The sequence below is a fragment of the Bacillus cereus group sp. BfR-BA-01380 genome (assembly GCF_022663535.1).
Lineage (GTDB): Bacteria > Bacillota > Bacilli > Bacillales > Bacillaceae_G > Bacillus_A > Bacillus_A cereus_BB.
Genome location: NZ_JAKUFS010000016.1, coordinates 40670 through 61360 on the forward strand (window position 1 = coordinate 40670; position 20691 = coordinate 61360).

Genomic DNA, 20691 nt, shown 5'->3' on the forward strand with positions numbered 1-20691 from the left:
AACACGTACACTTCTCCTATGTTACGTGCCCTCTTTCTTTTCCTTCTTATTTTGGTCCTGCTCTGCTTCTTGCTGCGGTTCAAGAGGCGGGTCAAGTTTTACTTCTACCTGTGTTCTTTCTTGTAAAGGGGTTCCTTCAGCGACACTTTGCTCTGTTACATAACCTGTACCAGAAAGTTTCAAATCAAGATTTAATATTTTCGCTAAATTCATCACATCACGAAGTGCCCAACCATTAATATTCGGCATTTTCGGTTGATTTCCTACTAAGAATACACGATCACCCGTTAACGTTTTTTCATTCGCTTTTGGCACTTGTTGTCCGACTTTTCCCTCTCCTAATACAACAGGTCGGAACTTCGCCTTTTCCAATGCTCCCTTTGCTTCTTCCATCGTTTTACCCGTTATATTAGGAACGGTAGCTTGCTGCTGGTTTACTTGCTTTTTCACATCTTTTATTTCGTTCGGTTTGATTTTTAAATACTCCAAACTATTTTTCGTTACAGATTTAAACATTTCAGCTAACGGCTGTGCACCATTTTCATTGTCTTTCACTTTAGGCTGCTTAATTGCTAAATATACGACAAGCTGCGGGTCATCCATCGGTGCCATACCAAGGAAGGAGAAAATATAATTATTTTTCCCTGTCATATAACCGCCTTTTCCATCTGGAATTTGTGCTGTTCCTGTTTTACCACCAACGGAATATCCATCAAGTTTATACATCGTTCCAGTCCCTTTTGGCGATGTTACAACTCGTTCTAACAGTTGCCTTACTTGCGTTGCAGTCTCTTTTGTAACTGGTTTTCCTACTTCCTCCGGACGGTGTTGAAAGACAACTTTATCATCCAGAGGATTTACAATCTGATCAATCACATAAGGTTTCATCATTTTCCCATCGTTAGCAATTGCTGTAGCTGCTTGTACAAGCTGAATCGGAGTTACAGTAGAACCTTGTCCAAATGCTGTTGTTACTTGTTGGATTTTCTTATCAAATAAAATTGTATTTTCGCCTTCTCTAGGTAAATCAATGCCTGTTTTTTCGTCTAAACCAAACTTATGAATATATTGACGGAAACGATCAGGTCCTAACTTTTCATTTCCTAAAATAGCAAAAGCAACGTTCGATGAGCGCTCAACTCCTTCATCAAACGTAATAGACCCCCATCCTGCACCGCCATTATGGTCTTTAATTTCGTCATTTCCTACTTTGTATCTACCAGATTGATAATAATCTTGCCCTTTATATACCCCCTCATTAATGGCAGCTGCTAAGGTGAAGATTTTCATTGTTGAACCTGGTTCATAAGCATTTGCAATCGGATCATTTAAAAAGTATTGAATATCTTGTTTATTCGGATCATAACTTGGTCTGCTAGACATCGCTAAAATCTTTCCTGTTTTCGGATCTGCTACGACCCCAATTAACATAGACGGATTATAACGTTTATCCGCTTCTACCATTGCATCTTCTAGAAAACTTTGAATACGTTGGTCGATTGTTAAATATACATTATCTCCGTTTTTAGGCGGCTTCACAGACTGTTTTCCACCTTCTAACGCGATACCTTTCGTATCTCCTGTATACTTCATGCTTCCGTTAGAAGCTCGTAAATATTTATCTAAACTTTGTTCAAGTCCAAATTTCCCTTCTGCAATTCCTTCATCATTCGGTTTTGCAAATCCAAGTATGTAAGAAGCAAAATCCCCATTCGGATATATTCTTGCTTTTTCTGTAACAAAAGAAATTCCATCTATATGCAAATTTTCAATTTGTGTTTTCTTTTCTTTTGTTAAATTTTTCCCAATCGATCCAAACTCTACTTGCGTTGCATCTTTATTTAAATACTCCAAAATCTTTCCTTTATCTACCTCAAGTACTTGTGATATTTTCGCTGCAGCATCTTCTTTATCTTCCACATAATCTTTTCCTTTTAATGCAGCAACCATCTTATACGAATTTGCATCTTGGGCAAGCACAGAACCATTTTGATCGTAAATCGTTCCTCGACTCGCTTCAAGTACTCCATTTTTATTATGTTTTTTCTGTGCAATTGACTTTAAATCTACTCCATGCACTGTTTGCGTTGTTTGAATATAAAGAAAGCGGGCTAACAACAGAAAAAAGAGCAGGAGAAACACCTTAATGAAGAATCCTGCTCCTTTATTGGTATGAAATTTACGTATATTCATCTCTTCTCCACACCTATTATATTAATTTAAGCCTTTTACATGATTCGCATTAATTTCAAGTCCATGTTTTTTTGCAATTTCTGCAATGCGATCATAACGTGTTAGCTTTTCTTTTTCAGCTTGTAATTCTTGATTTATTTTTTGTTGATTTATGAGAGTGCTTTCCATTTCTGTTACTTTAGCATCAGCTTCATATAACGCCGCTTTATTACCAATAAAGGCTACGCATGCATATAGTAAAAAACCAATAAATGCAACGTACAATAATTTTTCAAGTCTTGTAATTTTTGTTTTTACAGCTGGTTGCACTACTTGCTGCGGAGTTTGAGATTGCACTTCTACTTCTACTTGTTGCTTTTTATACTTAACAGCTAAATTTGACATACCTCTCTCTCCTTTTTATAGTTTTTCAGCAATTCGTAACTTCGAAGAACGTGCTCGGTTATTTTCTTCTAACTCTACATCAGAAGGCAAAATTGGCTTTCTTGTAATTAGTTTCAACTTCGGTTTGTATTCGTCAGGAATAATTGGCAATCCTGGTGGAAGCTGTGGTGTTGTACTATTTCTTTTAAATGTCGTTTTACAAATCCGATCTTCTAACGAGTGGAATGTAATCACACTAATTCGGCCACCTGTTTTCGTCATGTCAATCGCTGCTTCCAACGCTTCCTCAAATACTTTCAATTCATCATTCACTGCAATACGAATCGCCTGGAATACTCGCTTCGCAGGATGTCCACCCGTTCGCCTTGCCGGAGCTGGAATCCCTTCTTTAATTAACTCCACTAGTTCTCCAGTTGTTTCAATTGGTTGTTTTTCACGGTATGCTTCAATTTTTCTTGTAATTTGCTTTGAAAACTTTTCTTCACCATATTGAAAAAAGATTCTTACAAGTTGTTCATATGACCAACTATTTACAACGTCATATGCTGTTAACGGGGCATCTTGATCCATGCGCATATCAAGCGGAGCATCGTGGTGGTAACTAAATCCACGTTCTGGCGTATCTAATTGTGGGGAAGAAACACCTAAATCAAATAAAATACCGTCTACTTCCGTTATTCCTAATTCATATAATCTTTCCTTTAAATAACGAAAGTTACTTTTTACAGTTATAAATTGACCGTTGTAAGAAGAGAATTTTTCTTTTGCATTTTGAATTGCAACCTCATCTTGATCAAATGCGATTAGTCTTCCTTCTTCAGAAAGTTGAGATAGTAAATAAGCACTATGTCCTCCACCTCCTAGCGTACAATCTACATATGTACCATTCGGTTTAATTTCTAAACCATCTACCGTTTCTTTTAAAAGCACTGTTACATGTTTAAACATTGTTGCACCTACTTTTTGAAAAATAATCTTTTTAAGTCATCTTTTTATCCCCAACTTCAAAAATGAAGGGGAATCAAGATAATTGTCCATAAAATTTCGATTGGCGAGGCTAGTAATTAGTAAGAATTCCACTCCCTACTAAATAATAGTCTTATCTTATTATATACTAAATTTTATCATCTTTTTCGGGAAATTACATAAAAACATGTCGAAAAAGATGGTAATTCGCTTTCTTTTTGTTTCATTTTGTAAAAAAAGAACCGTTCTTCAAAAATTGAGTACTTTCAACCAATATACTTTGCGATACACATAATCAATACATACATTTATTTTACAGGTAATTCCACAAAATAAAATAAAATCCTGCTCTTAAGAGCAAGATTTTATAATTTTATAATATGCTGTTTTCCATTCCAACGAAAATTTTGTTTCATAACTCTCTCTACAAAATCAAGCCCATAGACATTTAAATAATAACAAATGTTCCATATCCGTTCTTGCGGCGCACCTAACGGTTGTAATGAGTGCTCAATTCTTCGGAATTTAGTAAGCTGCACTTCATGCTTTCTTTCTAAATCCGCTTGAAGTGTCCGCTCTAACAATTCAAGTTGTTGCATAATTTTCAACTCATTTTTCTTCGCAAAATCTCGAAGACCTGGACTTACTTTCTGAACAAATTGTTGCAAGGATGTATGAATGGTTCCAATCTGCTCTGCTGCATTCGTAAATTGATTATCTATCGGCTCTTCAACTTGCATAGATAGCCACTTTTCTCGCAGTGCAGGAATACCTTTACTGAACATTTCGCTCTCTTGAATCTGCAAATCCTGCAAATCAGTTTCAATATCGCGCGCTACATAACTAATTGTCAAACGAGGCACAACCGGCGGCATTTGGAAGTCCATCGCATGAAACACTTGTTGTAGTTCACTCCAATACGCAATTTCTCCTGGTCCACCAATAAATGCAAGTGTAGGAAAAATATATTCTTGCATAAGTGGTCTTGTAACAACGTTGTTACTAAATCGTTCCGGATGATCTTCTATGCTTTCTATAAGCTCCTCGTAGGAAAATGAATACATCCCTTCTTTACAAATAAAACACCCTTCTTCTTCCTCTAACAAAAGACGTTCCCCATTCATTTCCATAAAGATATGAACTACATTCTGCTTTGTTTCAATAATCGGTTTATACCCCAAATCACGTAATACACGTTGCTGATTGTTAAGTGCTACTTGCACATTTTTGTAGCGCGCTAGTAGTTCTTTTAAAAAAGGCACTTCAATATTCCGAAGGATAGGATGATGAGAATCTACAAGAATTAAACCTGAATGAACAAATAGCTTTGTAATAAAGTGCGCAAAAAAATCAACGTATGTGCGCGATTGCTGTAAACATTCATCCACAACATGGAGTACATCCTTTGTATATTTTGTTTCTGGATATGTTTTAAATATTTCTTCTATCCAACGTTTACAATCCTCTATAGAAATCTCCGTTTCAGAAGCACTCGCTTTATATGGGTGACGTTCATGAAAAATTGTCTTTTTCACTTTTCCGTTTTTCGTAACGAACACATGGTTAATTTCATCAATGTCATGATCTTCCCCGGCAATCCAAAAAACAGGAACAACTCGTACTCCAAGCGAAGCTTCTTTTTCCTTTGCAAGTTGTAAAATAGAGATAATTTTATGGATCGTATAAAGAGGACCTGTTAACAATCCAGCTTGTTGTCCCCCTACAACAACGTATGTATCTTCTTCTAACAAAGCATGGATATTTTGAAACGTTTTCTCTCCTGCATTTAATTCTTGGTTGTATTGTAATAAATGTGATACTAACTCTTGTCTTGGATACTGTCTATTTCGTAAATCTTGTATACGTCTTACAAAGCTCTCTTCCGTTACTGGATAATCAAAGCATTCTTGAATCGCTTTTTTAGGTTTCAAATAGTCCGCAACAACTCCTTGAAGCGGGACAGAGATTTCTTTTATCTCCATATACTTCTTCCTTTCATCTCCTGATCTCTCACCAACCAAATTGTAGTCAATGTTCGTTGTAAAAGCAAAGAATAACTCTTATCTTTCTAATCCTTTTATAGAATGATACAAAAAAGACAGCGTCGGAACTGCTTTTTGTTGCTTCTCTGCTTCTCGAATTAAATAACCGACAATTGCATCAATTTCTGTTTTTCTATTATTGCGTACATCCGTTAACATAGATGAAGTATTGTGAGCTGTATTTTCACACACTGTGCATACACGATCCCAATACTCTTTACATTGTACGTCGCCGACAATTGCCATTACTTCTGAAAACACTTGCTTCATCACTTTGTGAAACGAAGTATTTGTCAATAACTCTCCATTTTGCACACCAAACAGCGCAGTTAACGGGTTGATACACGCATTAACGACAAGCTTATTTATCATTGTTTGCTTCCAATCATTTTCAACCGCTACTGGGAATAGGCTAGAAGAAAATACTTTGGACAGAGCTTCAAATTGTCCCTTTTCCCCATGTATGATCCCAAATTTCGTACTACCTATCCCAGTATGATGAACGGTACTCGCATTTTCCTTTTTCGCTCCGTGTTCTACAATTCCTACCGCAACGCTAGCACCTTGAATTTGTTGCAATAAATGAAGATGCCCCATTCCATTTTGTAAGAAAACAAGTCGTTTTTCCGCTTGTAAATACGGTAATATCTCTTCTAAATGATATTGCTTTACAGCGACAAATATATAATCATGTGTTTCATTTTTTATATTCTCTAAAGGCCTTACACGCGGAAATACAGTTTCTCGCATACCATTTTGCACACATGTAATCCCGCACTCGTTCAAACGCTCAGATTGCTCTGCTGTTCGCGTATACAGTGTGACATCCCGCTCATCTTTTTCTAAATAAAACGAAAAAAGAAGTCCGATTGCTCCTGGTCCAACAATTCCAATCTTCATCTTTAAAAAGACCCCCATTTTCATCATGCTATACATTATGAATAACTTTCCGCAAACAAAAAAAGAATTTCTACTAACGAAAGTTTTACTATATATAAATCCATTTTAATTTTTTGACATCTTTGTCTAGCTCTTCCTCCTAAGCCCTCATATTTAAGAACCTTACCAACGATCCTGAACAGTCATAAATCGCTTCTATGCAGAATATAACATAATCGCTACTTGCTTGCTCTTTTTGTTTTTAAACCTTGCAGGTGGCAGAAATAGGCCCTGACCGCTACTATACATAGCCAGATGCTCTCGCCCCCCCTAAAAAAAGAGGGCTTATATGTCGGATTTTTAATTTGTATTTATATAGTTTATAAAATTAGTTTAGCAAACTTCTAAAAAAAATACTGAAAGAATGATCTCTTTTCTTCATAAAAATAAAAAAATGCGTTATAATATTATTGTAAATATTTATACTTTTCTTTATTTTACAACAAGAAAAGGATGTGGTTCTATGCATTTTCCGAAAGTTGAGCGCTTGCTCATCAATTATAAAACATTAGAAGAGTTTAAAAAATTCAAAGGATGCGGTGCTGAAGAATTATCTATGCTGGAGGATTTACAAGCAAATATCATCGAAAACGATAGCGAATCCCCTTTTTACGGAGTTTATTACGGCGGTTCTCTTGTCGCACGCATGAGCTTGTATACGAAACAGCAGTCCAGCAACAATTTGTTTTCCGGTCCTTATGTAGAACTCTTTAAACTTGAAGTGTTACCAACATTCCAAAAACAAGGATTCGGTAAGATGCTTGTCAATTATGCAAAACAATTGCATCTTCCTATCAAAACGATTGCTCGTGTCCAATCTGCTGATTTTTGGGAAAAATTACACTTTGAAAAAGTAACCATTGATGATAGTGATTTCTACACTTGGTATCCAAGCGCAAATTTGAATGCGGTTACAAAAAGTGAATCTGCTTAAAAATAAAAACAGCTGAATGACAGCTGTTTTTATTTTGATGTTTTCTCAAGTATTCCCTTTTCTCGTTTTCTCTCTCTTTCAGAAGGCTCTAGTACCATCGAGTTTCTTTTTCGGTCAATATAATCAAATAAAGTACGATATTCTTCTTCATACAAAGACAGTTGCTGCAAAAGCCCTTCTTTTTCCTTTTGCAACGCCTCAATTTTTTTATATAACTCCATTTTGTCTTCTTCTTTTTTATAGCTTTGTAAAAAGACAATTACATCTTCTAATGTTATTGAAAGAGATGTCACTTTCTCTTTCTTTTGTTCTCGCACTTCATAATTTTCAGCTTTCCTTATTTGCTTTGCTTCTTCAATACGTTCTTTATATTGTTTACGTACGTAAGAATTCCAACGAAACCCACAAGCAGCAGGTGTCCGCGATAAATGTCTTCCTACTTCTTTGAAGGCAGAAAGCTGTGTTCCCCCTTCGCGAATATGCCGGAGCACTACTTCTGCCAGAAGTAAATCTTCGTCATCAGTCCATGCATCTTGTCTTGTTGTCGCCATCTCTCTAGTCCTCCTTATGCATTTTTTATTAAACATATGCAGTTACTAGAAAAGATAGAAGAATAACATGTAAAGAAAAGCGAAAAAATAAACGCAGAAGGTTTCCCTCCTGCGTTTATTTTTGCAATTACTTGCTGATTACTTCTTTACCTTTGTAAGTACCGCATGCTTTACATACACGGTGAGCTAATTTCGCTTCACCACAGCTTGGGCACTCTACCATACCAGGTACTGATAATTTGAAATGCGTGCGACGCTTTCTTTTTACTGTTTTAGAAGTTCTTCTAAAAGGTACAGCCATTCTTCCCACCTCCTTAAAAGAGAGATTTATTTTCATACGAAGGCCCGAACCGGTCTTCTGATTATTTGTCAAAAAACTTCGCAAGTCCTGCTAATCTTGGATCAACAGGCTTTTCTTCGCTTTTTTCCGAAATCACTTGCCAGTCTCGACCTTGCATCGGTGCTCCTTCTGAAACATCCTCACTGAAAATTTGCATTGGAATCTCCAATAGTATATTTTCCTTAATTACAGGGAGTAAGTCAAGTACTTCTCCTTCTAAGTAATGAAAATCTGCTTCAGTTTCATAATCTTCTTTCGAAACTAAGAACACCTCAGTTGTTTCAATGTCAAATGGTAATGTTACATCTACTAACGTTCTAGAACATGGTAACACCATGCTTCCTGTTATATGTAGATGGAACGTAAATTTGTTAGAGCCAAAATCAACTCTACCTGTCACATGAACAGGAGTAATGTCTCGAACATCTTTCTCAACATGTTTCAGCTCACTTACATCTACCATCTCATCTAACGTTAGTCCTTTATGTCGATATTTGTTCAATTGAAGAATCGACCATTTCATATCATATCACCTCAAGGCAACAAACAAAATTATAGCTAGCCATTGTATATTTGTCAATATTTTTTCTTTACACTATAATGAAGTCATCATAGGAAATAATATATAGATTATCATGTTTTAGAGAAAGATGCTACACTGAAAGGAGAGATTATTATAAAAGCTAGCGGTATTGTTGTTGAATATAATCCATTTCACAATGGTCATGCTTATCATGTGCAACAAACCAAGAAGTTAACAAACGCCAATGTCATCATTGCCGTTATGAGCGGACCCTTTTTACAGCGCGGGGAACCGGCTCTAGTTTCAAAATGGACACGAACACAAATGGCATTAGCAAATGGTGTGGACATTGTCGTTGAACTTCCCTATGCTTTTGCAACGCAAAAAGCTGAAACATTTGCTAACGGTGCTATTTCAATATTAGATGCTCTTCGTGTCTCTGAGGTTTGCTTTGGGAGTGAAAGTGGTAATATCGAACATTTCCACAATACAGTTACTTTGCGTCAAACTGAGCAAGACGCATTCCATTCCCTCGTACAACAATACTCAAAAGCAGGAATGAGCTATGCGAAAGCAACTTCGGAGGCATTTTCATCCTTACAAAAAGACATAGCTACTATCGACATTTCAGAGCCTAATAATATTTTAGGACTGCATTATACAGAAGCAATTATCGGACAAAAAAGTTTAATGAAAGCAAGTACAATTAAGCGTTTTGCTTCGCATTATCATGACGAAACATTTCAAGATGAACGAATTGCTAGCGCAACGAGCATACGCAAACAATTATTTAATGAACAACAAACTTTTTCAGCAATTATTCCCTTTGTTCCCAAAATAACAAAACTACTTTTAGAGCGGTATAAGCATTCCTATCACCTATTACATAATTGGGAGCATTATTTTCACTTACTAAAATATAAACTCCTGACAATGTCATCAGCGCAATTACAAAATATATATGAAGTAGAGGAAGGATTGGAACATCGGATTTTATCTTCTATTCGAGAAGCAACTTCATTTGCAAAATTTATGGAAGTATTAAAAACAAAACGTTACACATGGACACGACTACAGCGCATTTGCACACACATTTTAACGAACACAACAAAAGAAGAGATGCAAAAAGCCCATGTAGAACAACACACACAATATATTCGTTTACTCGGCATGTCCCAAAAAGGACAAGCATATATATCAGCAATAAAAAAGCAAATAACACTTCCGTTGCTTTCTCATACAAAAACGTTCCAGCATCCTCTTCTAGATATAGATCGAAAAGCAAGCGCTGCTTATTTCTCTATTTTACAGGGAAATCTTTGCGGTGAAATGATAAAGCGAGATATAACGCAGCACCCTATTCGATATGATGAAACGCAACATATGTTTTTATAAAGTGAAACTCTCATCTTTCCATGATTTACCTCTCGCTGTCTGCAAATAACACAATTAAAAAAATCCTCTCTTAAACGAGAGGATTACTTTTTTTCTGACATTTTATTCAAATACGTTAACGCATCATCTAACGTATCTACAGGTACAATCTTCATTTTGGTGTTTATATCTTTAGCTGTTTTCACTGCATCTTTATAATTCGAATTCTCTTTCCCATTCTCATTTGGAGCAAAAAATACTTCTGCGCCTGCATTATGAGCTGCAACTACTTTTTGAGAAATACCTCCAATTGGACCGACTTCTCCTTTTTCATTGATAGTTCCAGTTCCAGCTATTTCGTGACCTTTCGTCATATCTTCTTTCACAAGCTGATTATAAATTTCTAACGTAAACATAAGACCAGCAGAAGGTCCCCCGATCTTATGCGCATCAATTTTCACATTAGGACTTACTGTAAGCTTCTTATCTGTAATAATAGAAACCCCAATACCAGCGCGACTTTTATCTTCTGGAATTGGCTTCAGTACAAATTTGTCTTCCTTTTCTTTAGTTTCACGGACATATTTAACGCTTACTTCATCATTTTGTTTTTTTGTTTTCATATACGCAATAAACTGCTCTGCCGTTTGCAATGATTGACCATCAACAGCAAGAATATGATCCCCAAGCTTTAGTTTTTCAGCAGCTGGCATATCATCTGCAATACCAACTACAAGCACACCTTGATTTTCAAATGTAACAGGGGCATTTGCTCGTTTGTATGCATTATAAATAGCCGCATCTTGTGACTCTTTCATTGCATATACTTGGCGAAATTGATACTCTTCATCACTTTCACCTTTTCTTAAAATTTCTTCCTTCTTAAAAACTTCATCATACTTGTTAAATTTAGCAGAAAGAAAATTCACAACATTCGCTTGCCCCATCGAAACTGTAACGAGCATAAAATCCCCTTTCTCTTTATTCCCTCCCTCAACTTTTACGTACGGCTCTAATTTCTCTGCCAGACCTGGCTTTGTAATATAATATGGCAGAGGGACAAACACAATTAACATCGCAATCATTACTCCAATGAGTAGTGCATATAAATACCGAAACTTTTTAAACATCATTTTTCTCCTTCCACTGCTCAATCAATGTGTAAATTGTTTGAATGTGCTGCTTTGCTTCTTCTTCACCAACACGAATAATATCTTCTATATTCGTAAAGGCTCGCGAACTAAATTGTTCTACAGCTGGATGCATCATTAGATCTGATGCAATTTGTCTATTTACGACAAGTTCATGTTGCATAATTTCAATGCTTTGCATAATGACATCATAAATGGATGTAACTTCTCCATTAACCTTAATAGGAGATACATCAACAGCAATCACAATATCAGCCCCTAATGTTTTTACTACCGATACTGGAATACGATCAATCACTCCCCCATCAACGAGCAGTCTTCCATTTATTTTCTCTGGAACAAATATGCCAGGCACAGAAATACTTGCCCTAACAGCATCTGCAATAGAACCTTGTGTAAAGACAACCTTTTCACCATTTAGAATATCAGTTGCTACAACCGCTGTTGGAATATCTAGCTCTTCTAATTTTTTATTATATGTAAACATTTTAATCATATCTTTTACACGTTTTCCAGTAATAAATCCCATTTTCGGTACAGTAAAGTCCAAATAGTACTTCCGCTTAAATACTGTTGCTAACCGATACAAACGATCCACATTACATCCTGCTGCATAAAACGTACCTATTAGTGCCCCCATACTGCTCCCCGCGATCATATGAATAGGTATCCCAGCGTCTCGCAGCACTTTAATAACACCAACATGCGCAAATCCTTTTGCTCCTCCTGACCCAAGCGCTAATCCAATTTTCGGTTCTCTCATCTTCTTCACCCTCAAAAATTTTTCACTCTCTTTTTATACTTATGGTCTAATTTCACCATGTATCCTCGTATACTGAAATGAACATTTGGGACAAAGGGGGATACAAAATGTACGAAAAATGGAAAACAAGCTTTCTCACCATATCAGTTTCTTTTATTACAATTTCTCTCGTACTCCATCCCCAAGCAGCGCTACAATCATCTATTCGAGGCTTAAATATATGGTGGGAAGTTGTATTTCCTTCATTGCTACCTTTTTTTATTATTGCAGAACTTCTAATCGGGCTAGGAGTTGTAAAGTTTATCGGTGTGTTATTAGAACCCTTGATGCGTCCACTCTTTCGTGTACCTGGCATCGGAGGCTTTGTATGGGCAATGGGGATGGCCTCTGGTTTCCCTGCCGGCGCAAAATTAAGTGCTCGGTTACGCCAAGAAAACCAACTTACACAAATTGAAGCAGAACGTCTAGTATCTTTCACAAACTCTTCTAATCCATTATTTATTTTTGGCGCTGTAGCGATTGGTTTCTTTGACAACCCAAAACTAGGACTTATTTTAGCAGCCTCCCATTATGTTAGTAATTTCACAGTTGGACTACTCATGCGCTTTTACCAAGATAGACGCGAGCAACAAGAAGCAAAAAGACAGACACCGCCAATCCCATTGCGGCAAGCTTTTTCTGTTCTTCATAAAACTCGATTGCAAGAAAAACGTCCCATTGGCAAATTAATTGGTGATGCAATTACTTCTTCTGTTCAAACATTACTTATGATTGGCGGGTTTATTATTTTATTCTCTGTTCTAAATAAAATGTTAACCGTTTTTCATATTACAACTTTCCTTGCTTTTATTATGAAACAAATATTGATTACATTTCAACTTTCGCCTTATTTTAGTTTTCCTATTTTGTCAGGCCTTTTTGAAATGACACTCGGAAGTCAAATGATTAGCCAAACAGAACACACTTCTCTTTTACAACAAGTCATGATGACAAGTTTTGTCTTAGCATTTAGCGGCCTTTCCATCCAAGCTCAAGTTGCCAGCATTTTAGCAGAAACAGATATTCGCTTTAAGCCATACTTTATTGCACGTATTATTCAAAGTTTCCTCGCTCCAATCTATACATACATATTTTGGGGACCACTTTATGAAAAATTACATTCTTTTTCACCTACTCAATATGATATACCAGTCTTTTTATCTGAACAATCTACCGTGTTTGCAAAAGGATGGACCTCACTTGTTATGTACGGTCCGACCTTCACACTATTTTGTTTATATTTATATGTTACGTTACTCTTTTTACGTCTTATCCATAACAAAAAACCCCGTTCATCATAACGGGGTTTGAAACTTCTCTTTTAAAGCACGTTCTACAATTGGCGGAACAAGTCCAGAAACATTACCACCATAACGAGCTACCTCTTTTACAATACTTGAACTTAAAAAGGAATATTGGTTATTCGTCATAATAAAAAATGTTTCTACATTCTCTTCTAATTTACGATTCATGGATGTAATTTGCATTTCATATTCAAAGTCAGATACCGCACGTAAACCGCGTAAAATCGCATTTGCATTGCGCATCCTCGCATACTCCACTAATAATCCACTATGCGAATCAACCTTTACATTCGGAATATCTTTTGTCGCCTCACGAATTAATTCTAAACGCTCTTCTACCGTAAAAAGCGGTTTTTTTGATGAATTATTTAAAACAACAACATATACTTCATTAAAAACTTTTGCACCTCTTTTAATAATATCTAAATGTCCAAGCGTAATCGGGTCAAAACTTCCCGAAGAAATTGCTATGCTTGCCATTCGGTCCCCTCACCTTCATACTTATAAATCGAAATCGCTGTAATACCGTAGTTTTCAGCTCTTACCTTCACAAGTCTTCCAATTGTTTCAGGTAATTCTACATCAACCCCATGTTCAGACATAACGATTCCGTCTTCTTTCAATAAACCATGCTGATCCATTATACTAATTAAAGAAACAATCTTTTGGTCCTTATACGGCGGATCTAATAGTACAAGATCGAACGATAACTCACGTTTCATAAGCGCCTTTACAGCACGTTCTGCGTCATTTCTATATACTTCAGCTTGCGCTTCTAACTTGCAACTTTCTAAATTGTGATGGATGACCTTTATCGCTTTTCCATCACGATCAACAAAAATAGCTTTCTCTATCCCTCTACTAAGAGCCTCAATACCAAGCCCACCGCTCCCGCCAAACAAATCAAGAGCTAGACCACCATCAAAATAAGGACCGATAATATTAAAAATCGCTTCTTTTACCTTATCTGTTGTTGGCCGCGTTGTATTACCTGGTACAGCTTTTAAAGGATGACCTTTACACTTTCCCGAAACTACTCTCATAATTTGTCACTACCTTTATCTCTTTCTAACAGATGTTCGTATAAATCTTCCTCCACTAATTGCGGACAGGAAGACGTTCACGAATGAATGTTTCACTTTATGTATATTCACCTTTTTTATCCTATCATAAAACGTACGAAAGAAAAATAAAAAGGAAAAGAGAAAATTTCATTTTACGATGTATATCTTTATACAGTTTGGGGATAAATAAATATAACAACATCACCTTCGATGTTGTTGCCAACCGCGGAGAAGACTTACGTTTCCCCATAAGTTCTTCCTCCGGTTTCTCCTCTCCCTTTGCCTTCTTGCTAGTCATACTAGTATAAGAAGGGCCCTGCTTCGGCAGGGTTTTTTCTTTGTCTCCTTTTCATTTTGAAACTGAAATGATACAGTAAAAGAAAGAGGAGGAAAAGACATGATTCAACGTTTTATTGAACTAGGAGAAGGATACTCCGATTTATACGAATTACTCGAAATTGCAAAAGCAAACAAACAACGAGTATCGCATATGCTTCAATTTAATACTTCGAAAAACGACAAAGCTGTATGCTCTTTCGTCGTTGTTCTTCACCCCACGACAGTAGGCGATTTCCAGCCTTTATACATATGTCGAGAAGGGATCCCTGTATTAACAGATAAAAAAAGCAAACGAATTTCTTTATTTGAAGAAACAGCCGAACAAATCGGAAAAAAAGTAGTTTCTTTTACCGTAAAACCATCTACTGTATTTCCAGAAAATGAACTATACTTCAATCATCTTATCGGTATTTTACGAATGAATCATTTTATTCCACCGATGCAATAAAGTGAAACAGAAGTGCACCCCAATTGTTAGACACACTCTAACTATTGGAGGTGCTTTTTATATACAGAAATTCTCTGAATCAGAAAAATTAGCTGCTGTTCAGCGCTATGTAGATGGAAACGAATCATGCAAGGCAATCGCCAATACACTTGGCATGGATAAAAGTGATTTATTACTTTTGATTAAACGATATGAATATCATGGAGTAAAAGCTTTTATAAAAAGCTATACAAAGTATTCTACGCAGTATAAACTAGACGTACTTAATTATATGAGCGAACATGGGACGTCGATCCGAGAAACAACTGCGATTTTCAACCTTCCTATAACGAAAATGATTCGAACTTGGAAAAAATATTTTGAATCTGGTGGAATTGACGCCCTAAAACCAAAGAAAAAGGAGCGTCTATCTATGAAAAAAGAAACAAATAAACAAACGAAAAAAACAGCACCAGCTGAAGGATCTTTTGAGGAACTACAAGCCAAATTAGAGCGTTTACGTATGGAGAATGCGTATTAAAAAAAGGTGAATGCCTTAGTTCAAAACAAGGAAAAATCACCAAACAAGACAAAACACAAGTAGTCTATGAGCTAAGGACTGAATTCCCGGTGAAAGCACTCCTACAACTCGCAGATATCCCATGTAGCACGTATTATTACTGGGTGAAAAACTATACTTATCACCAATTTTAGATTTGTATAACGGTGAAATTATTACATATACAATCGGTTCAAGGCCAACCTATTCACTTGTATCAGAGATGTTAGGACAAACGTTTGAGCGACTTTCAGAAGATGACGAGCTTCTTATCCATTCAGATCAAGGTTGGCTCTATCAAATGAAACAATATAGATATGCGCTAAAAGAGCGCGGCATTACGCAAAGTATGTCGCGTAATGCCAACTGTTACGACAACACTGTTATTGAAAATTTCTTTGGTATTATGAAATCTGAATTTCTGTATTTGAAGGAATTTGAAAGTGTAGAACAATTTAAGAAAGAACTAGCGAAATATATAAATTACTACAATCACAAACGAATTAAAGCAAAATTAAAAGGTCTGAGCCCAGTACAATACCGAGTTCAGACCTTAACCGCCGCCTAACGAAATAACCTGTCTAACTTTATGAGATCACTTCAGTTTTAATCCATCTTATTATAATCATATTCTTTTGCACGATCTGGTCTGGAGTTTTCGAACTCCGTTTTTAAAAACGGCCGATAAGATGGCTCTATTTTTTTTACAAACGGAAGCTTATTTAATTTTTGCATCATATGTTCTAATTGCTCCATGTCACAATACACAACAGCATATTTAAACCGTTTCGATATGTAATGAATGTTTCCATATTTCCTTAAAATTTTAGCATGTTTTAAGGAGTGTAGATAGACAATCATACTTTGTCGTTGCCCAAACATAATGTTCTCCTTTTATTTAATATCATTCATTTATTTCACAATAAGCCACAGAAATTTATCCTGTATTAATGGGTATGAAGGCCTCATCATCGATTTTCAAATATTAAAAATACCAGAAACCATTTCTTATATCCTAAAAAACGGGGCAGATTACCCCGTTTTTTTGCACCCGCAACTACCGCCAGAACCACAACCGCCTCCACAACCACCTGCATCAAAAAACGGATTGCCTGTCGGAACTTTAATAGCAGGAGAGATTTCCGCTCCCATAATTACACTAATTTCATCCAATAGCTTTTGCAAATCATTTTCCGCTTTTTTAAAAGCAGCTATTTTTTCATGTAAATCTACTGCTCGTTTTAACTCCCGCATTTGTTTCGATACAGATGTATAGTCCGGATGATATTTTCCAAAACGCTGCACTTCTTCATAACGCTCTTTCATTGCTGTAAATTGACGAATTAGCATTTGTACTTCCGAATCTTGCTGCACTGTCTGGTAGCACTTGCGGTATTGCTCTGCTATATCTGAAAGAACAACTGCCTTTGCAAGTTGTTCAGCCTTGTCTAAAATCATTACGCTCTCTAGCGTCGCTACAATCATGAGAGACACCTCCGAATATTAATCATATCACATTTACAGCAGAACTACTAATCCCATGACTTTATTCAGATATAGATTACAAACAAATATGTTCAGCGATATTGTACTTCAAAATTTCCCACGTTCCCTCTATTTCTCTCACATAACTGATACAAGCATTTTGTAATGGTGTTTGAAACGTAATTTCTTCTGGAGAAATAGCATGTAACATCGCTTTAATTGCGTGAGAATGTGCAACAATAATAATACGTTTTCCCATATATTTTTGGGCAACATCTTTTAATGCTGCAAAACACCGCTCAACAATTTCTTGATCCGTTTCCATTCCTTCCACGTTACCATCTGCAATAGACTGTCTAACTTCAGCAACTGGCTTTCCTGATGCTATTCCAAAGTTCCGTTCCATAAAACGTTCATCAAGATGAATTGTGTCTATTTTCACCACATTAGCAATAGCTTGTGCTGTTTCATATGCTCTTACTAGTGGACTACTAACGATAATATCCCATGATTCAGCTTTTAACGCTGCTGCACTTTGTCCTGCTTGCTTTTTTCCAATTCCATTTAAAGGAATATCTTCTCTTCCTTGAATAATCTCTTGAAAATTCCAATCAGTTTGTCCATGTCGTACTAAACAAATTTCCGTCATGCTATAACTCCTTTTTCTATAATCCATTTTTATTGTAACAAAAGTTTCGCATGACGGACATACTTTTTACTTCCAATTAATTAACGTTTTGCTGTTTCATATATTGAAACATGTCTATCATAAGAGAAGCAACGGATAATTGATTTTGGAACTTAGCTACCTTGTCTGGGATTGTCTTTTTAAAATATTGCATGGCCGCTAATTCAAATGCTTCTTTTTCACTTGGATTTCTAGAAAGTTTTCGATACCAATATGGTTGCTCTCGAATATATTTCTGTAAATCTTCATTCGACTTTACAAATTCGATGAGTTCTGTTCTCATCACTCTTCCTCCTAATCTTTTTGAAAGAAAAACGGATTATTTTCGGAATTCCGCTGTTGCTTTGTTGTCTGATTCCCTTGAAACTGTTGAATAACCTGCTGCACACTTCCAAGGGCAGTCGTCATATTCGCTAAATGTTGCTGCACCTGTTCCACATCTATTTTTTTTAAAAACGATACCATTTGTCCCATAAAATCCCCAGACTTTTCTCCGCTCTCTTCTTGTACAGATGGAGGAACTATCTCTCCATTCACTTTGTAGCGATTCCATACACCATCTTGTTCTCCAAGTAAATACCATTCTTCGTAAAACTGTTGCCATGATTTCTCTCCATTTCGAACGTCATGAACCATCTTTGGATGCTGACGTACAAACTCTTTGAACTTTTGAATAGAAGGATGTAAATCTCCTTTCACTGTTGTCATTACAATCACCCCACCCGATGTATCTTTTACTATATTGTAAGAAAAAAAAGGCGCATGGTTCGCCTATTTTTAGGCAATCCATACACCTTACTTCTGAATAAAATTTTGCGTATAAAATTTATCATACACTCCAATTCCTAAACCAGTGAATTGTTCGTTTAGTAAATTCTTTCGATGCCCTTCACTATTTAACCATCCTTGAACCGCTGCAATTCCATCACTATGCTGCGCCGCAATATTTTCCCCAGCTAACTGAAATGATACATTTCCTTTTTGCAAACGATCTCCCAACGTCCCTAGCGTTGGTGAATCATGGGAAAAATAGTTGTTATCTTTCATGTCTTTACTATGTTCATATGCTACTGCCGCTGCTTGCTGATCCCATACTAATAACGGAAGATGGCTACGACTTCGAATTACATTTGTCAAATCTAAAATTTGCTGTGCATTCCCTTGTTCAACTTGTTTTATTTGTTCTGATGATAATGGCTGTGGATTCGTTAACTCTCCAGAATAAACAATCTGATACGGTCTTTGGTTAATTAACGTTTCATCATCCATATAACGAACACCAACAAGTTTATGTGTAAAATGATCAAAATATAATTGCGCCCATCCATCTTCTATAGAAACGAGTGGTTGTTCTGTTAGTTCAACATCAGATAATTCGAATTGATAGCCATTTTTCCCCATTTTAAGTGAAATTTCATGTGAAAACGGCTTTTTCTTATAAATCTCTTCATATGTTTCCCCAATATGAAATGGCGAAATATTTACTTTCTCTCCACCAACATAAATCGTAACAATTTTATGCTCTTTAACTCCAAACTGCACATATTGCGATAAGTCTTTATTATATACCCACCATTCATAACCATATGCAGATGGTTCAATTCGCGCTGGCTCATCCCAATTCGCTAATAAAATTTCAGAATCACTACCAAGTAACTCTGGAATTGTTTCTGGTATTCCTTTAATCTCTTTTTCTTTTTTTGTTTTCACAATCTTATGCTCTTTATTTAAATGAGGAGATTGAAATATATATTGAGAAACGAGTAATTTCCCGTATAGATCAATTGCTAAAATAAGAATGGTAATCACCATAATACGAAACAACTTTTTCAAATTATATACCTCCTGAATAACCATGAAATTGAGGTATACACAAACAAAACTGTTTTATCCATTTTGTGTGTACCACACTAAGTTCACTATATCATATTTCTTTTATAAAATCAGACATTCTCCCTTTTCTCTCTATATCAATTGCGTTTTCTCACTATTCGTACTATTATAAATTCAAGTGGTTCTACGTTTATAATAAGGAGGCTATTTCATGCAATTTACAAATACGAAACTTGAAGGCGTAGTTGTTGACTTCACACTTCTTACTGAGGTAATGGACAATCATCACTTTGTACTAGCTGGGCAATGGGATTACGAGCGAGTTACATACGACTATAAATTTGAAATGCTGAATGATGTGTATTATTTACGTATACAAGGTTTTGCGACAGAAGGAGATATTGGCAGGCGACATGCCCATATTAAATTATTAAAACCTCTTCTTGGTAAACATTATTATCCACACGGCGTCGAGTATGGAGAGAACGAAAATTTCCCAAAAAATGTTCTTCAAAAAAGCGAACAGTTACTTCAAAATATCGAAAAAGAGTTACAAGATTTAGCGATTATAGAATAAAGAAAACTTTCTACGAGTTTCGCTATATACAAGTTAAAAAACGACATAAAACCCCTTTCCTTTTAAGGGGGACGAGAGCATCTGGCCGTGCACAGTATCGGTCAGGGCCTTTTCCTGCCACATGCGAGGTTTAAAACAAAGGGAGAAAGCAAGTAGCGGGCATGTTTTATTCTGCATAGCAGCGACTTATATAAACAAAAAGAAGGTGTACACGAT

23 protein-coding genes and 1 pseudogene are annotated in these 20691 nt (G+C 36.1%); 6 read left to right on the forward strand and 18 right to left on the reverse strand.

Annotation, left to right across the window (positions count from 1 at the left end; genetic code table 11):
- Positions 1 to 21: 21 nt before the first annotated feature.
- The 5 genes from MR076_RS15480 to MR076_RS15500 form a co-directional block, all read right to left on the reverse strand.
- Positions 22 to 2193 carry a PASTA domain-containing penicillin-binding protein gene (locus MR076_RS15480; protein WP_242222099.1) on the reverse strand — a complete coding sequence of 724 codons (2172 nt, stop codon included), beginning with the start codon at positions 2191 to 2193 and terminating at the stop codon, positions 22 to 24.
- A 21-nt stretch (positions 2194 to 2214) separates the two neighbouring features.
- Entirely contained in the window at positions 2215 to 2577 is a 363-nt protein-coding gene (gene ftsL / locus MR076_RS15485) for a cell division protein FtsL (protein ID WP_242222100.1), read from the reverse strand.
- A gap of 15 nt (positions 2578 to 2592) precedes the next feature.
- Entirely contained in the window at positions 2593 to 3525 is a 933-nt protein-coding gene (gene rsmH / locus MR076_RS15490) for a 16S rRNA (cytosine(1402)-N(4))-methyltransferase RsmH (protein WP_242222101.1), read from the reverse strand.
- Between the two features lie 383 nt (positions 3526 to 3908).
- Complete coding sequence (gene bshC / locus MR076_RS15495) at positions 3909 to 5525, reverse strand: bacillithiol biosynthesis cysteine-adding enzyme BshC (protein WP_242222102.1); 1617 nt, start codon at positions 5523 to 5525, stop codon at positions 3909 to 3911.
- Positions 5526 to 5603: 78 nt separating this feature from the next.
- Entirely contained in the window at positions 5604 to 6485 is an 882-nt protein-coding gene (locus MR076_RS15500) for a 2-dehydropantoate 2-reductase (protein WP_242222103.1), read from the reverse strand.
- Between the two features lie 502 nt (positions 6486 to 6987).
- On the opposite strand from MR076_RS15500, the gene MR076_RS15505 reads away from it, so the two are divergent.
- The gene (locus MR076_RS15505) at positions 6988 to 7458 is read left to right on the forward strand and encodes an N-acetyltransferase (RefSeq protein ID WP_242222104.1); all 471 of its coding nucleotides are present in this window, start codon (positions 6988 to 6990) and stop codon (positions 7456 to 7458) included.
- 29 nt (positions 7459 to 7487) lie between these two features.
- Here the strand turns inward: MR076_RS15505 and MR076_RS15510 are convergent, their stop codons facing one another.
- From MR076_RS15510 to MR076_RS15520, 3 genes are all read right to left on the reverse strand, one after another.
- Positions 7488 to 8009: an RsfA family transcriptional regulator gene (locus tag MR076_RS15510; protein ID WP_242222105.1), complete on the reverse strand. Its 522-nt coding sequence runs from the start codon at positions 8007 to 8009 to the stop codon at positions 7488 to 7490.
- Between the two features lie 127 nt (positions 8010 to 8136).
- Positions 8137 to 8310 (reverse strand): 50S ribosomal protein L32, encoded by a 174-nt coding sequence (rpmF, locus tag MR076_RS15515; protein WP_001984764.1) that lies wholly within the window; start codon positions 8308 to 8310, stop codon positions 8137 to 8139.
- Between the two features lie 61 nt (positions 8311 to 8371).
- Positions 8372 to 8872, reverse strand: coding sequence for a YceD family protein (locus MR076_RS15520; protein WP_242222106.1), 501 nt, complete (start codon positions 8870 to 8872; stop codon positions 8372 to 8374).
- 153 nt (positions 8873 to 9025) lie between these two features.
- On the opposite strand from MR076_RS15520, the gene MR076_RS15525 reads away from it, so the two are divergent.
- Positions 9026 to 10267: a nucleotidyltransferase gene (locus MR076_RS15525; RefSeq protein WP_313897341.1), complete on the forward strand. Its 1242-nt coding sequence runs from the start codon at positions 9026 to 9028 to the stop codon at positions 10265 to 10267.
- Between the two features lie 83 nt (positions 10268 to 10350).
- On the opposite strand, the gene MR076_RS15530 is transcribed toward MR076_RS15525, so the two are convergent.
- Both MR076_RS15530 and MR076_RS15535 read right to left on the reverse strand, forming a co-directional pair.
- Positions 10351 to 11376 carry a SepM family pheromone-processing serine protease gene (locus MR076_RS15530; RefSeq protein ID WP_242222108.1) on the reverse strand — a complete coding sequence of 342 codons (1026 nt, stop codon included), beginning with the start codon at positions 11374 to 11376 and terminating at the stop codon, positions 10351 to 10353.
- Positions 11369 to 12160 carry a patatin-like phospholipase family protein gene (locus tag MR076_RS15535; RefSeq protein ID WP_242222109.1) on the reverse strand — a complete coding sequence of 264 codons (792 nt, stop codon included), beginning with the start codon at positions 12158 to 12160 and terminating at the stop codon, positions 11369 to 11371. Before MR076_RS15535 ends, MR076_RS15530 begins: the two co-directional genes overlap by 8 nt.
- Before the next feature lie 107 nt (positions 12161 to 12267).
- Between MR076_RS15535 and ylbJ the strand changes: the two genes are divergently transcribed.
- Positions 12268 to 13500 carry a sporulation integral membrane protein YlbJ gene (ylbJ, locus tag MR076_RS15540; RefSeq protein WP_242222110.1) on the forward strand — a complete coding sequence of 411 codons (1233 nt, stop codon included), beginning with the start codon at positions 12268 to 12270 and terminating at the stop codon, positions 13498 to 13500.
- On the opposite strand, the gene coaD is transcribed toward ylbJ, so the two are convergent.
- Positions 13495 to 13983 carry a pantetheine-phosphate adenylyltransferase gene (gene coaD, locus MR076_RS15545; protein ID WP_242222111.1) on the reverse strand — a complete coding sequence of 163 codons (489 nt, stop codon included), beginning with the start codon at positions 13981 to 13983 and terminating at the stop codon, positions 13495 to 13497. The two genes, ylbJ and coaD, sit on opposite strands and share 6 nt — an antisense overlap.
- Positions 13971 to 14546, reverse strand: a complete 576-nt coding sequence (gene rsmD, locus MR076_RS15550; protein WP_242222112.1) for a 16S rRNA (guanine(966)-N(2))-methyltransferase RsmD — start codon at positions 14544 to 14546, stop codon at positions 13971 to 13973. The genes coaD and rsmD overlap by 13 nt, the downstream gene beginning before the upstream one ends.
- A gap of 418 nt (positions 14547 to 14964) precedes the next feature.
- Between rsmD and MR076_RS15555 the strand changes: the two genes are divergently transcribed.
- Both MR076_RS15555 and MR076_RS15560 read left to right on the forward strand, forming a co-directional pair.
- Positions 14965 to 15354 (forward strand): DUF7147 family protein, encoded by a 390-nt coding sequence (locus MR076_RS15555; protein ID WP_242222113.1) that lies wholly within the window; start codon positions 14965 to 14967, stop codon positions 15352 to 15354.
- A gap of 61 nt (positions 15355 to 15415) precedes the next feature.
- Positions 15416 to 16460: pseudogene (locus MR076_RS15560) on the forward strand (IS3 family transposase).
- A gap of 38 nt (positions 16461 to 16498) precedes the next feature.
- On the opposite strand, the gene MR076_RS15565 reads toward MR076_RS15560, so the two are convergent.
- The 6 genes from MR076_RS15565 to MR076_RS15590 form a co-directional block, all read right to left on the reverse strand.
- Positions 16499 to 16774 carry a YlbG family protein gene (locus tag MR076_RS15565; RefSeq protein WP_242222114.1) on the reverse strand — a complete coding sequence of 92 codons (276 nt, stop codon included), beginning with the start codon at positions 16772 to 16774 and terminating at the stop codon, positions 16499 to 16501.
- 150 nt (positions 16775 to 16924) lie between these two features.
- Complete coding sequence (locus MR076_RS15570; protein ID WP_242222115.1) at positions 16925 to 17377, reverse strand: YlbF/YmcA family competence regulator; 453 nt, start codon at positions 17375 to 17377, stop codon at positions 16925 to 16927.
- A 76-nt stretch (positions 17378 to 17453) separates the two neighbouring features.
- The gene (locus MR076_RS15575) at positions 17454 to 18026 is read right to left on the reverse strand and encodes a histidine phosphatase family protein (protein WP_242222116.1); all 573 of its coding nucleotides are present in this window, start codon (positions 18024 to 18026) and stop codon (positions 17454 to 17456) included.
- 76 nt (positions 18027 to 18102) lie between these two features.
- A complete protein-coding gene (locus MR076_RS15580; protein WP_242222117.1) occupies positions 18103 to 18348 on the reverse strand; it encodes a YlbE-like family protein in 246 nt (81 codons plus the stop codon).
- 11 nt (positions 18349 to 18359) lie between these two features.
- The gene (gene ylbD, locus MR076_RS15585; RefSeq protein WP_242222118.1) at positions 18360 to 18773 is read right to left on the reverse strand and encodes a YlbD family protein; all 414 of its coding nucleotides are present in this window, start codon (positions 18771 to 18773) and stop codon (positions 18360 to 18362) included.
- A gap of 87 nt (positions 18774 to 18860) precedes the next feature.
- A complete protein-coding gene (locus MR076_RS15590) occupies positions 18861 to 19898 on the reverse strand; it encodes a CAP domain-containing protein (protein ID WP_242222119.1) in 1038 nt (345 codons plus the stop codon).
- 211 nt (positions 19899 to 20109) lie between these two features.
- Between MR076_RS15590 and MR076_RS15595 the strand changes: the two genes are divergently transcribed.
- Positions 20110 to 20475 carry a YugN family protein gene (locus tag MR076_RS15595; RefSeq protein ID WP_242222120.1) on the forward strand — a complete coding sequence of 122 codons (366 nt, stop codon included), beginning with the start codon at positions 20110 to 20112 and terminating at the stop codon, positions 20473 to 20475.
- Positions 20476 to 20691: the final 216 nt, after the last annotated feature.

What these genes read in the sequence shown, in the direction of transcription:
- MR076_RS15565 (WP_242222114.1), bottom strand. Translation starts at nt 16,774, where the DNA reads ATGTTTGGGCAACGACAAAGTATGATTGTCTATCTACACTCCTTAAAA.
- ftsL (WP_242222100.1), bottom strand. Translation starts at nt 2,577, where the DNA reads ATGTCAAATTTAGCTGTTAAGTATAAAAAGCAACAAGTAGAAGTAGAA.
- MR076_RS15510 (WP_242222105.1), bottom strand. Translation starts at nt 8,009, where the DNA reads ATGGCGACAACAAGACAAGATGCATGGACTGATGACGAAGATTTACTT.
- MR076_RS15530 (WP_242222108.1), bottom strand. Translation starts at nt 11,376, where the DNA reads ATGTTTAAAAAGTTTCGGTATTTATATGCACTACTCATTGGAGTAATG.
- MR076_RS15570 (WP_242222115.1), bottom strand. Translation starts at nt 17,377, where the DNA reads ATGATTGTAGCGACGCTAGAGAGCGTAATGATTTTAGACAAGGCTGAA.
- MR076_RS15595 (WP_242222120.1), top strand. Translation starts at nt 20,110, where the DNA reads ATGCAATTTACAAATACGAAACTTGAAGGCGTAGTTGTTGACTTCACA.
- MR076_RS15520 (WP_242222106.1), bottom strand. Translation starts at nt 8,872, where the DNA reads ATGAAATGGTCGATTCTTCAATTGAACAAATATCGACATAAAGGACTA.
- ylbD (WP_242222118.1), bottom strand. Translation starts at nt 18,773, where the DNA reads ATGACAACAGTGAAAGGAGATTTACATCCTTCTATTCAAAAGTTCAAA.
- MR076_RS15575 (WP_242222116.1), bottom strand. Translation starts at nt 18,026, where the DNA reads ATGACGGAAATTTGTTTAGTACGACATGGACAAACTGATTGGAATTTT.
- MR076_RS15500 (WP_242222103.1), bottom strand. Translation starts at nt 6,485, where the DNA reads ATGAAGATTGGAATTGTTGGACCAGGAGCAATCGGACTTCTTTTTTCG.
- rpmF (WP_001984764.1), bottom strand. Translation starts at nt 8,310, where the DNA reads ATGGCTGTACCTTTTAGAAGAACTTCTAAAACAGTAAAAAGAAAGCGT.
- ylbJ (WP_242222110.1), top strand. Translation starts at nt 12,268, where the DNA reads ATGTACGAAAAATGGAAAACAAGCTTTCTCACCATATCAGTTTCTTTT.
- rsmH (WP_242222101.1), bottom strand. Translation starts at nt 3,525, where the DNA reads ATGTTTAAACATGTAACAGTGCTTTTAAAAGAAACGGTAGATGGTTTA.
- bshC (WP_242222102.1), bottom strand. Translation starts at nt 5,525, where the DNA reads ATGGAGATAAAAGAAATCTCTGTCCCGCTTCAAGGAGTTGTTGCGGAC.
- MR076_RS15535 (WP_242222109.1), bottom strand. Translation starts at nt 12,160, where the DNA reads ATGAGAGAACCGAAAATTGGATTAGCGCTTGGGTCAGGAGGAGCAAAA.
- MR076_RS15580 (WP_242222117.1), bottom strand. Translation starts at nt 18,348, where the DNA reads ATGAGAACAGAACTCATCGAATTTGTAAAGTCGAATGAAGATTTACAG.
- coaD (WP_242222111.1), bottom strand. Translation starts at nt 13,983, where the DNA reads ATGGCAAGCATAGCAATTTCTTCGGGAAGTTTTGACCCGATTACGCTT.
- MR076_RS15555 (WP_242222113.1), top strand. Translation starts at nt 14,965, where the DNA reads ATGATTCAACGTTTTATTGAACTAGGAGAAGGATACTCCGATTTATAC.
- MR076_RS15505 (WP_242222104.1), top strand. Translation starts at nt 6,988, where the DNA reads ATGCATTTTCCGAAAGTTGAGCGCTTGCTCATCAATTATAAAACATTA.
- rsmD (WP_242222112.1), bottom strand. Translation starts at nt 14,546, where the DNA reads ATGAGAGTAGTTTCGGGAAAGTGTAAAGGTCATCCTTTAAAAGCTGTA.
- MR076_RS15480 (WP_242222099.1), bottom strand. Translation starts at nt 2,193, where the DNA reads ATGAATATACGTAAATTTCATACCAATAAAGGAGCAGGATTCTTCATT.